The organism is Robbsia andropogonis (genome assembly GCF_000970345.1).
In the GTDB taxonomy this organism is placed as follows: domain Bacteria; phylum Pseudomonadota; class Gammaproteobacteria; order Burkholderiales; family Burkholderiaceae; genus Robbsia; species Robbsia andropogonis.
Genome location: NZ_LAQU01000011.1, coordinates 150,339 through 162,197 on the forward strand (window position 1 = coordinate 150,339; position 11,859 = coordinate 162,197).

At 55.2% G+C, this 11,859-nt stretch carries 8 protein-coding genes; 6 read left to right on the forward strand and 2 right to left on the reverse strand.

Annotation, left to right across the window (positions count from 1 at the left end; genetic code table 11):
• The first annotated feature begins 25 nt into the window (after window positions 1–25).
• Window positions 26–982 carry a helix-turn-helix domain-containing protein gene (locus WM40_RS32285; RefSeq protein WP_024903243.1) on the forward strand — a complete coding sequence of 319 codons (957 nt, stop codon included), beginning with the start codon at window positions 26–28 and terminating at the stop codon, window positions 980–982.
• A gap of 637 nt (window positions 983–1,619) precedes the next feature.
• Complete coding sequence (locus WM40_RS32290) at window positions 1,620–3,251, forward strand: methyl-accepting chemotaxis protein (protein ID WP_046153032.1); 1,632 nt, start codon at window positions 1,620–1,622, stop codon at window positions 3,249–3,251.
• A 207-nt stretch (window positions 3,252–3,458) separates the two neighbouring features.
• Here WM40_RS32290 and WM40_RS12690 read toward each other — a convergent pair whose 3' ends face one another.
• Window positions 3,459–4,568: a citrate/2-methylcitrate synthase gene (locus tag WM40_RS12690; RefSeq protein WP_046153011.1), complete on the reverse strand. Its 1,110-nt coding sequence runs from the start codon at window positions 4,566–4,568 to the stop codon at window positions 3,459–3,461.
• Window positions 4,569–4,818: 250 nt separating this feature from the next.
• On the opposite strand from WM40_RS12690, the gene WM40_RS32090 reads away from it, so the two are divergent.
• Together WM40_RS32090 and WM40_RS12695 are read left to right on the forward strand one after the other, a co-directional pair.
• Complete coding sequence (locus WM40_RS32090) at window positions 4,819–4,944, forward strand: hypothetical protein (protein WP_269083091.1); 126 nt, start codon at window positions 4,819–4,821, stop codon at window positions 4,942–4,944.
• Window positions 4,945–5,146: 202 nt separating this feature from the next.
• Window positions 5,147–6,352 (forward strand): citrate synthase family protein, encoded by a 1,206-nt coding sequence (locus WM40_RS12695; protein ID WP_046153012.1) that lies wholly within the window; start codon window positions 5,147–5,149, stop codon window positions 6,350–6,352.
• A gap of 64 nt (window positions 6,353–6,416) precedes the next feature.
• Here WM40_RS12695 and WM40_RS12700 read toward each other — a convergent pair whose 3' ends face one another.
• The gene (locus tag WM40_RS12700) at window positions 6,417–7,340 is read right to left on the reverse strand and encodes a LysR family transcriptional regulator (RefSeq protein ID WP_024903247.1); all 924 of its coding nucleotides are present in this window, start codon (window positions 7,338–7,340) and stop codon (window positions 6,417–6,419) included.
• Between the two features lie 146 nt (window positions 7,341–7,486).
• Between WM40_RS12700 and WM40_RS12705 the strand changes: the two genes are divergently transcribed.
• Both WM40_RS12705 and WM40_RS12710 read left to right on the forward strand, forming a co-directional pair.
• Complete coding sequence (locus WM40_RS12705) at window positions 7,487–9,040, forward strand: acetyl-CoA hydrolase/transferase family protein (RefSeq protein WP_046153033.1); 1,554 nt, start codon at window positions 7,487–7,489, stop codon at window positions 9,038–9,040.
• A gap of 394 nt (window positions 9,041–9,434) precedes the next feature.
• Window positions 9,435–11,859: MG2 domain-containing protein (locus WM40_RS12710; RefSeq protein ID WP_236693494.1), on the forward strand; the 2,425-nt coding region annotated here is incomplete at its 3' end.

An 11,859-nucleotide genomic window follows, 5' to 3' on the forward strand; every position in this document is an offset into this window, starting at 1 on the left:
CAACGACTTCACAAGCAACAAACCAATGCATGAACATTATGCTGAAATTCCGTCGGTCCGATGTCACGATTTCCAAGACGTTGCACAGTTAGCGAAAGGTCTAAGTCACTGGGAGCAATCATTCGATCAAATTAGCGCGGGGCCATTTCTGGGTCGCTTGCAGGAAATTCAATTCGACGGATTGCAGTTGATACGAGAGCAGATTAACTGCGCAATCCTTAAGCGCAGAGTCACCTTACATGACGTAATGACTTTCTGTATTCCGCTGTCTGTTATCGGCGAAGGAAGGTGCGGCCGCGTCACACTGGATGGAAACGGCATCTTCATCTCGCATGGCAAAAAGATACCTGAGTTTCGGACCTCACCCGTGCAAGATATCGTCATTGCCGCGATTGATACCAACCTGATCGCTCACATTTGTGACGCGACCAACATCGATTTTTCAGTGACAGCCCCACAAGTCGCCATACTAGGCGCACAGCGCAAAGCAGAAACCGTTAAATGGCTCACTAATGTATTTTCTCAGGCAATAGCGACAGGCGAACTCCAACAGCACCCAGGCTTATTGAAAACCCTTCGGGACTCAATTGTTTTGGAAGTTCTTGGATTGTTTAAATCAGCAAGTCGAGCCCTCTACATTGATCCGTCGAAACGTTACAAAATCATTGAGCAAGTGCGTGAACTAGCGATGTCCGAACGCCAAAGCCCGCTGACTGTTCTTGACGCGTGCCTTGCGGTAGGAACGAGTCGTCGCACGCTGCAATCGTGTTTTGACGAGATGTTGGGAATCCCGCCTGCCGTCTACGTCCGGATGGCTCGTCTTAACGCGGCACGTCGCGAATTACGACGTTCCGACCCCGCAACCACATCGGTAACGGACATCGCCACCAAATGGGGATTCTGGCATTTGGGACGTTTTTCCGCGAACTATCGCGATCTTTTTGGCGAGCTTCCCTCTCATACCCTTTCCACCTTCTGCTGACGCCAGACTCATTGAAATCTTCACTACTTTTACCATGGAAGCATTGCTGTCAAGATACTTCTCATACTCTGACAGAAAAATTAACGAAATTCCGATGAATTATTTTGCGCAAGAAAACTACAAACGTAAATTTCCAGTAACTGCAATATTGCGTAGCAATTTTTTCTACGCACGCTCAAACAACCGTCACACCTGATAATGAATTCCATCCAATAATAACTTATTATTTCTATTGAGTGAATATACATTATTTATTTCACATCGAAATATTTGCAAGGTTTCTTTCGTTACCATCGAAATGGTGTTGCATAAAATATTAATATATAAATAACATAATTTATAACCTTCTGAAATTAAAATGCAAAATACTCAAGAATCTCGAATTTGACGATGCATCCTTTCCGGCGACTGCACCATGATTCGATTGTCTGGATCTCGATTCATAAGCGATTGCGCTCATCTCGTCATTCGACTGAATACGTCATTTCAATTGCTTTGGCATGCATTTTCTTGTTTATTTGTGCCCGCGCTCCCTATCGAGGGTAAACATTACAAAATATTCCTAAAGTTTTTTCTGTGATGATCGTTATACAGCCAAATTGAATAGTCATTTACTATCACCCCGTGGAGAATCGTGATGCAATGGTTTCAAAAGATGACCGTATTTGCACGACTGCTTACCGGATTTTCGGCGATTCTTTTGTTGCTCTCGCTGCTCGGTGGATTTTCGCTTTATCAGATTTATCAACAAAACAACCACGTTGCCCAGCTACGTGATAACTGGTTGCCATCGGTGCGAACCAGCCTGCAAATGGCCGTCCAACTCGCAGACTTGCGCCTCACTGAAGTGCGACTGGTCAATGCGCAAAACGATGGGGAGTTAAAGCAGGCACGTGAGTCGATTGACTCGAGCATGAGTGAATATCTTTCCGCCGCGAAAGAGTATGAAGCACTCATTTCCGAACCTGGGGAAAAAATCGCCTTTGCCGATATTCAAAGACTTACCCCCCAGTACACGGATATGCAGAAACAGTTGATTGCTCTGATGACAGCGGGGCGGCGCGACGACGCCTTGAAGCTGCTCGACGGTCCTTCCCGTACGACGCGCAACGCGATAAAAAAGGATATTCAAGATATCGTTGCCATTAACGAGGACGGGGCAACACGAGAAGGAGCTTCGGCGGCACAAGGCTATTCGCGTACAGTCTATTTTGTCATCATCGCTATTGCAGTAGCGTTGGCATTTGGCCTGGGTATTGCGTTAACTATCGCCAGAAGTTTCGCGAAACAATTGGGCGGCGAGCCAGCGGATGTTGCCGATTTGGCAAGCAACATTGCCGGTGGCAACCTTGCCGTGCCGGTCAACCTGAAGCAAGGGGATGCAACGAGCCTGCTATATTCACTAGGAACGATGAAGGATCGCTTGACCACGATTGTCAGTGGAATACAGCGCTCAAGTGAGTCTATTTCGGTTGCCTCCGGACAAATTGCGCAAGGCAATACCGATTTATCGCAGCGCACGGAGGAGCAAGCCGCTTCATTGGAAGAGACTGCGGCAAGCATGGAAGAGCTGACCGCGACGGTTCGCCAAAACACAGAGAATGCAAAACAAGCCAATTCGCTTGCTGAAAAAGCATCGCACGTTGCAGTACGGGGTGGCACGGCGGTGGCCAACGTTGTCGAAACAATGGAGGGCATCTCGCATAGCTCGAACCAAGTGGCGAACATCATCAGCGTAATCGAGGGGATATCTTTTCAGACCAATATTCTGGCGTTGAATGCTGCCGTTGAAGCGGCACGAGCCGGTGATCAGGGTCGGGGCTTCGCGGTGGTTGCCGGAGAGGTGCGAACACTGGCGCAACGTAGCGCCACCGCCGCGAAGGAAATCAAAGGTTTGATTAGCGATTCCGTCGCGCGCGTATCGGTGGGGACGCAGCAGGTTGCGGATGCCGGCGCCACGATGGCCGAAGTCGTCAATGCGGTAAAGCAAGTGACCGATATCATGGCCGAAATTGCTGCCGCCTCATCTGAGCAAAGTAACGGAATCGAACAGGTCAATATCGCCGTCAGCCAGATGGACGATGTCACGCAACAAAATGCGGCACTCGTCGAGGAGGCCTCGGCAGCAACGCAAGCCATGGCTGCCCAAGCGGTCAGTCTGCGAGAAGCCGTCAGCTTTTTTAAGGTCGATGCGGTGTCCGAGTCAACGTTGTTCAGGCCATCTCACAGCATGGTTAATACGTTACGAACGCCAGCCCGGTCGTATTAATTACTTTCCGCCACCTGATTTGGAGACGTCGACCGGTAACGCTGATTGGCATTGGCCGGTTATCTTTCTTCGCGAGAGACCGGAGGCGATCCCACATTTTTATGTCTCATCCGATATCCGAGTAGGAAATGACGGCCATCCACCAATGAAACCATCGCCCTTTTCATCTCAGATGCGGCCGTTATCGTTGATCGCACCAGCGTAAGGTCAAGCAACGGCTTGAGGCTGCTCCGGGCGTGCGCCCACATAAATCGCTTTTGGACGGATAAGCCGATTGTTGACGGCCTGCTCAAGCACATGCGCGCTCCATCCGACAATGCGTGAACAACAAAACGTGGGCGTGTATAACGCTTGGGGCATTCGCACGGCACGCAGTACTGCCGCTGCCCAGAATTCTACATTTGGATAGAGATTGCGCCCCGGCTTCACTTCTTCCAGCACGCGCACGGCGATACGTTCGACATCAAGACTCAAATCGAGCATGTGATCCTTCCCCTCCAACGCGCTGGCAACTTTCTTCAGCGCGGCGGCACGTGGGTCCCATGTCTTGTAAACCCGATGGCCGAAACCCATCAACCGCGCCCCGGAAGCCAGTTTATCCCGCAATACCTTCTCCGCTTGATCTGCAGACCCTACGTCATCAAGTAGTTCATCGACCTTGGATGGCGCGCCGCCATGGAGTGGACCGATCAGCGCACCAATCGCGCCACAAATCGATGACACAAGATCAGCTTGCGTGGAAGAAATCACGCGTGCGGTGAACGTCGATGCATTGGTATCGTGGTCGATACACAGGATCAGGTAGGCTGACAGCGCCTTCGCAAGTTCCGGATCGGGCACCTCTCCGGTCAGCATGTACATATAGTTTTCGATATGGGACAGATCGCAGCGAGGTTGCACCGGCTCCAGGCCCTGAAGCAAGCGGTACCGGGCGGCAAGAATGGTCGGTGCTTTCGCAAAGACGGTCAATGCCTGTTCCAGTGTGGGAGGCCAGTCCGCGCCGGGTGTGTCAAGGCACGAGATCGCGGCACGCAAGGCGGCCATATACGATACATGCCGCGGCATGGAACGGAGCAGACCTAGCAGCGCGTCATCCAGCTCACGCAGAGATGCGAGTTGCGTCTTAAAGCGGCTTAATTCCAGCATTCCAGGAGCGTTTCCGATCAGGATCAGATGAACTACTTCTTCGAAGGAGTGGCTTAGCGCGAGATCGCCCGCCCAGAACCCGCGATAAATCAATTCCCCCTTCTCACCGTTCGCGTGGCTAATCGCACTTTCCGCTACCGCAATATCCTCAAGACCAATGTGCAGTTCCATTTCGTTCCCCCTGATTGAATGAATCGCTTTTTAGAGCGTCCAGCCCTTATGGACATCCAATAAGTCAGAGCTTATGATATTTACATGTATACATATATGCAACATTGATTCATGTAATCAATGTATATTGTTCCCTTGAAATACGCTCGGCAAAGGCGTTGGCGTCGGTTGAACGGAGGACGGAAATGGGCAAACAGGATGTCCCGATTCATCGCAATACGGCGGAATATCGCGCCAGGTAATGCGACCGATGAATCCACGTCAGCGGGATCCGGCGCAACGCACGCCAGGCTCGCTGGCGACCCTGGCGCTATACACCCGGGCATTCCGCGCCGCATGTCGACAAAAGCAGGTCGGAGATAATCTGGCTGCCTGAAATGACAACGGCGGCAGGGCAATTAACGCATCCAAGACAGGTAACTCGAATAACGCAGACCAGGTGTTTGCAAACACAATTTCCGTATGCAGCCACGCAAAAATTGGGAAGCATTAGGTACAATTGAACCCCTTTCCGATCACGCTCGGTCGTATTACTCAGCACGTAAACTACGTGATAGACGCTATTTTTACCGGGCAATATGAAAGAATTCTTGAGTTCTGACGAGGCTTCGGCATTGCTGCAGATATCGCTGCCGACGCTGTACGCATACGTTAGTCGCGGATTGATCCGCTCGATCCAAGGCGAAGAGCGCCGAGCGCGATCCTATTTTGCGGAGGATGTTTATCGCCTTATTTCGACACGAACCGCCCGGCAGACGTCCAACAAGTCTCGGGGTAGCAGCGACGTCTTCGGGGTACCGATCGAGTCACGCATTGCGCTGATCGACAAGGGAATGTTGTGGTATCGCGGCCGTAGCGCAATCACATTAGCCCAGACTTCCACGATTGAAGAGGTCGCGTCCATGCTCTGGGAAGTCTCCAAATTCGATCAAGGATCGGCTAGCGACAATGATATCTTCCGCTTGGCATTGGAGCGTATCCGTCACGCTGGCGATGATGCATCGCCTCTGCATCGCGCGTTGATAGGCCTCGGGTTCGCAGCCTCGACGCATGGTCATTTTTGGCTGCGCGATGACCGCGCCACCGCCGCTGCGGGCGCTTTCGTACTGAAGATGATGCTTGCCTGCGTGACCGGTGTCGCGCCAACGTCCGAGCCGATTCACCAGCAGCTTGCCCGCGCGTGGAAGATCGACGACCCGAACGCGGTGAACGTGCTCAGGGCCGCTTTGATCCTTTGCGTGGATCACGAACTTAATCCGTCTACCTACACGGTGCGCTGTATTGCCTCGACAGGCTCGAATGTCCTGCTCGCCGTCATGGGCGGATTAGGCGCGTTGTTCGGCCCCCGCCACGGCGGCGCAACCGGCAACGCCCGAACCTTGATTCGTGAAGCATTGCGCGAGTCAGATATTCCGACCTATCTCGTCGGACGCCTGAACGGTGGTGAGCAATTCGCCTCTTTCGGCCATAAGCTATATCCAGATGGCGATCCTCGCGCCACATGCCTACTGGCGCTACTGCGTTCCTGCCGGGACGAAAGCGCCCGGTTGAGCGGCATCCAGGAAATTGCCAATACCATCCATCGCGCGATCAACCTGCGTCCCAATCTCGACTTCGCTCTTGCGGCAATCGAGGAAACCCTGGCGTTACCGGTGACGTCGGCACTCACGCTGTTTGGTATCGGTCGCGCTGTCGGATGGATAGCACATGCGAAGGAACAAGCCATGATCAAGGAGCCAATCAGACCGCGGGCAATCTATATTGGCCCACGGCCGGTTGATTGACTCGGGCGGCAGGATGCTTTCAAGCGACAGCAAGCCATGACCAGACACCATGCGCCGCGACGTTTCACCACGCGCCAAGCATCTCCTTACTGATCTCCAGCCATGCGATTGCCGCGCGTGAGAGGTAATCTCCCGACCAGACGTGGGCGACTTCCCAAAAAACGGCTGGCTCGGTGAGCAGCACCGACTGGCTCGGCAAATCTGACAGGCGATTCAAAAAAGGCTCCGGCAATAACGCCACGCCAATCCCCGCGGAAGCCATCGCGGCGACCCAATCCCATTGCTTGCTTCGTGCCACGATCGTCGGCGAAACAGGCATTTTTCGTACAGTTGGCGTCTTATCATCCCGTACCATTACCTCGGAGAATGCCTGTCGAATCCGCCGGGTCAGTGCGAATTCGTCACTGAGCGATACCATTGGCATGCGATGTAATACTTTCACCGGGAGCGTCGTGTGATGCTTCGGGAACGTGCCTTCGGCAGCCACGACCCACACGGGATAGCGCGCCACGCCCTGGCTGCGAAGATCAAGCATTGGATCAGTAGGCAAAACCGATAAACCAATATCCAGATGCCCCGCGGCCACTTCGCGCTCGATTTCCTGCCCGGTGCCCTCGGACAAGACCAGCTCTATGTCCTTGTGACGTTCCCGAAAACGTTTCAGCACCCCGGTGAAAAGCACATTCACCATCGGGGGGATGCCAATCCGAAGCGTGCCCCTTCGCAATAATTTCGTATCTTCGACGTCCCTTTTCAACAGGTCCAGCGTGGCAAGCATCTGCTCACCACGCGCAAAGACAACGACGCCCGTATCGGTTAGCGCCAGATTCCGGCCCTCGCGAATCAACAGTGGTTCGCCAACCTCCTGCTCGAGCAAGCGAACCATCTTGCTCACCGTCGATTGCGTGACGTTGAGGCGCTCGGCAGCCTGCGTAAAGCTCTTGAGCCTGACTGTCTCGATGAAGTAGCGGACCGAGCGTATATCCACCGCCTGACTCCAGGGAAGAAGTATGAATTTTACGACTGGTTCTAGCGATTTTAAATCATACGACGCACTTTTAAGTGGTTTTATATTGGGTATCAAAAGCAACGGTCCACGAAAGCCCCTGATACCGATGGAGACAAACCATGCAGATGACCTCCCCCTTATGTTCGACCGTACAACCTAGCGACGCCGACGCACATGACGGACTCGATCGCATTCATCACGTTGATCTGTTAAACCGCGTCTGTAGCGCCGAACAGGCCGCACGGCTGGTATCGCATGGCATGACCGTTGGCATGAGCGGCTTCACGAAAGCCGGCGACGTAAAGGCCCTGCCCCAAGCGCTTTCAGATAGGGCGCGTAACGCATCTCATGACAAGCCGTTTTCCATCACGGTTTTAAGTGGCGCTTCGCTGGGCCATGACAGCGACGGCATCATGGCCGAGTCCGGCCTCTTGGCGCGACGGTTGCCGTTCCAGGTCGACACCGTCTTGCGAAGAAAGATCAATGCCGGTGAGATCATGTATCTCGACCAGCATTTATCGGAAACGGCGGAACAACTACGCTCAGGACATCTTCCACCCGTAGATGTCGCGATCATCGAAGCAGCGGCGATTCTCGAAGATGGCAACATCGTGCCAACGATGTCCGTTGGTAATTCGGCAAGCTTTGTTGCGCAAGCCACGAAGGTGATCGTCGAGCTGAACAAAAGCGTCCCGCTGGCATTGGCCGGCATGCACGATATTTATATGCCTGAACCGGTAAGCCAACGTGAACCCATTCCGTTGACTCGCCCAGCGCAACGCATCGGGCATGCAAGCATCAAGGTCGATCCAGCGAAGATCGCCGCGATCGTTATCACCGATCAGCCCGATAGCCCATCGTCGGTGCAACCAGCGGATCATGAAACGTCCGCTATTGCGCGACACATCGTGGATTTTCTCATCGGTGAAGTCGAACGTGGTCGAATGGGCTCGTCGCTTCTGCCGCTCCAGGTTGGCATCGGCTCCATCGCCAATGCCGTGATGCACGGCTTGATCGATTCGCCGTTCCGGGATCTGACGATGTACTCGGAAGTGTTGCAAGACAGCGCGATCGCATTGATCGATTCGGGCACGGTTTCATTCGCATCGACCTCTTCGATTACCCTTTCATCGGGCATATACGATCGATTCGTGTCCCGTATCGACGCGTACCGCGATAAGATCGTATTGCGGCCCCAGGAGATCAGCAATCATCCCGAAATTATCCGAAGACTCGGCGTGATCTGTCTCAACACCGCGCTGGAATGCGATATTTACGGGAACGTGAATTCCACGCATGTGTGCGGCACGCACATGATGAATGGCATTGGTGGCTCCGGTGATTTCGCGAGAAACGGTCAGCTCTCCATCTTCGTCACCAAATCCATTGCAAAAGCGGGCCAGCTATCCAGCATCGTGCCGATGGTCTCGCACGTGGACCACACCGAACATGATGTAGATGTAGTCGTCACGGAATGCGGACTAGCCGACCTTCGCGGGTTGGCGCCACGAGAGCGCGCGGAAATCATCATCGAGCAGTGTGTTCACCCGACATACCAGCCCGCGTTGCGTGATTATGCATCCCGGGCCCGAATGCAGCGTGGCGGCCAAACCCCGCATCTCCTCGAAGAGGCACTTTCCTGGCATACGCGATACCAGAAGACAGGGTCGATGTTGTAATGTAAATAGCAGCGATATCCAGGGACACACGCGTTCCGGCACCTACTTCACAACCATAAAGAACGCTGACGAGTGCGTCGGGAGCACCGCCCTGGCGTCCCTCGATGCGTGTGCCACCTTTCTTCTCTTCAGACCACCTTCCCCCTGTCTCTTTCGTTTTCCCCTCGCGACATCCATTGATTTAGCAACCGACAACCCATCACCGCTATTTTCCGGTCGACATGAAAAGTAGGTGACGACTCGATACCTGAAAAGATAGTATTACGGCAAGTTACGACAACGAACAGTCTCACAGTCGTTCGAACCGATCACTTATTTGCGTTACCAAGCGAGCGAGCTGTCCCGCCACGTCACGTCCAATGGGGCGTGACCATCAATGTGAAGCGATCGTGCAATGACATCAGGCAACAACCGGCAGTTCGACGATGCAAAGACTTGGCGTCTCGAGAGCGCTGGCCTTTTCGTGTTGCAGCGCGCTGTCAAGGAAGAGCTCGCCGCTCCTTTTTGCCGACGCCGCACGATCATCCCGCGACGTACTGCCGTCGCCTTGCGAACGATCTTGGGAGTGACCCTTGCCGCCGCGATGTCGATGCCCGGCGCATACGCCGCGCGCATTGTCTCGATGTCGCCGCAAGGGACGGCAAGCGAAGCAAGACAGGTCGTCGCTACCTTTGATGAAGCGATGGTGCGCTTCGGCGACGCAGCGGCGCCCGCGCCCGCCACGGTCGAATGTGATGCAACGCAAGGCAGTATTCGCGGTCAGGGACATTGGCGCGATGCAAGGACCTGGCTCTACGATTTCGAACAAGACTTGCCTGCCGGCAGTCGTTGCCGCATTGGTCTGAACCAAGGCATCCGCGCGATATCGGGCACGGCCTTCAGTGGTCCACCGCTGTATCGCTTCAACACCGGAGGGCCCTATCCGCTGTCCGTACAGCCTTCGCAATATACCGAAATCGAGGAACATCAGGTCTTCGTGCTGCGTCTGACAAGCCCCGTCGAGACCCGCTCGGCACTTGAGAATATCTGGTGCGAAGTCAGTGGCATCGGCAACCGTATTCCCGTCCAGTCCGCGGATGACGCAACACGCAAGGCAGTGCTTGCGCACTTCAAGCTCGGTAAAGACGCCGCGCGCGTGCTGACATTGTCCTGCGCACAGGCGCTGCCCGCCGCGGCAAAAATGCAGCTCGTATTTGGTGCCGGCGTCGCCGCGCCGAACGGCGTGCGCAACGAATCGGAAAAGCGTTTCGACTTTACCGTACACGATCCCTTCACAGCCACGTTCTCGTGCGAGCGCGAAAACGCGAGCGCGCCATGCACGCCGTTGAGCCCGTTGCGAATCGCGTTCAACGCACCGATCCCGCGCGCCCAGGCAGAGGCGATACGCGTGCAAACGCCCAAGGGCACCTTATCGCCCGTGTTCAAGGCGGACGATCACGCCACCGAGGTCGTATCGGTGGAATTTGCCGCGCCGCTGCCCATCGATGCAGCATTGACGGTAACGCTTCCCCCGAACCTGCGGGACGTGGCAGGACGGTCGCTATCAAACGCCGACGGCTTCCCGCTCTCGATGCGCACTGCAGCATTGCCGCCATTGGCGAAGTTCGCGTCCGGCACCTTCGGCATCATCGAACGGTTTGCCGAACCGAACATGCCGGCCATTGTTCCCGTAACCTTGCGCCGCATCGAACCATCGATCTCGGTCACCGGCAATGGTCATGCCGGCGCGCAAACCATGTCGCCCCTTGCTCAGGGCGCACGCTTGAACACGTTGCGTATCGACGACGATTACGCTATCCGCAAATGGATGCGCCTGGTGGAGCGCTTCGACAACGGCGCCATGACCGTCAAGTCCATCGAGGATGCGCGTCCGGGTCTTCTTGCAAAAGGGCAAGACCCGGTATATCCACCGCCAGCGCCGGACCAGCCCGCACCGAAACCGCAAGACCGGGAAATCGACATACGGTCGCTGTCGTTGCTCGCCGGACAGTCCGGGGTGCAGGCAATGACGATACCGGGCACCGGAGAGGATCAGGCCAACAGCCCCCGTCCCTTCGAGGTCATCGGCATTCCTCTGCAAAAGCCGGGTTTCTATGTACTGGAATTGGCATCGGGAGCCTTGGGCCGCTCCTTGCTCGCGGCACCGAAGGACATGTATGTGCGCACGGCCGTATTGGTCACCAATCTCAGCGTGCATTTCAAGCGAGGGCGCGACAATAGCCTGGTTTGGGTGACCTCGCTCGACAAAGGTCTGCCTGTACCGAATGCCACCGTGCGGGTCTCCGATTGCAATGGCGACGAACTCGCGCTCGGCGTGACCGATGCCCAGGGCTTGTATCGCATCGACGCGTCGCTGGCGAACAAACGGACCTGCGCCTACAGGAATGGCGTGGATGGCCTGTTCGTGTCTGCCCGCATCGACGATCCGAAGACCGGGCCGGACATGGCTTTCGTGCGCGCGGACTGGAACCGTGGCATCGAATCCTGGCGCTTCGACGTGCCGACCGACACCGACAGCACGCCGACGGTGCGCGCCCATGCGGTCTTCGATCGCACATTGCTGCGCCTGGGCGAGACGGTGTCGATGAAGTTCTTCCTCCGCACTGAAACCCTTACCGGTCTCGCATTCCCCGCGGACTATCCCTCCCGCGCGATCATCACGCACCTCGGCAGCGGGGACACATATCGTGTGCCGCTGACCTGGAATGACGACCACGCCTCGGATATCCATTTCGAGATCCCCCACGCCGCCAAGCTCGGTGCGTATTCGGTGTCGCTTGAATCGGGCGACGAGAACGCGCCGACGCAGCATTACGACG

Excerpts from the sequence above, each read along its gene's own strand:
- WM40_RS32090 (WP_269083091.1), top strand. The coding sequence starts at position 4,819 with ATGAATCCACGTCAGCGGGATCCGGCGCAACGCACGCCAGGCTCGCTG.
- WM40_RS12695 (WP_046153012.1), top strand. The coding sequence starts at position 5,147 with ATGAAAGAATTCTTGAGTTCTGACGAGGCTTCGGCATTGCTGCAGATA.
- WM40_RS32285 (WP_024903243.1), top strand. The coding sequence starts at position 26 with ATGCATGAACATTATGCTGAAATTCCGTCGGTCCGATGTCACGATTTC.
- WM40_RS12690 (WP_046153011.1), bottom strand. The coding sequence starts at position 4,568 with ATGGAACTGCACATTGGTCTTGAGGATATTGCGGTAGCGGAAAGTGCG.
- WM40_RS32290 (WP_046153032.1), top strand. The coding sequence starts at position 1,620 with ATGCAATGGTTTCAAAAGATGACCGTATTTGCACGACTGCTTACCGGA.
- WM40_RS12705 (WP_046153033.1), top strand. The coding sequence starts at position 7,487 with ATGACCTCCCCCTTATGTTCGACCGTACAACCTAGCGACGCCGACGCA.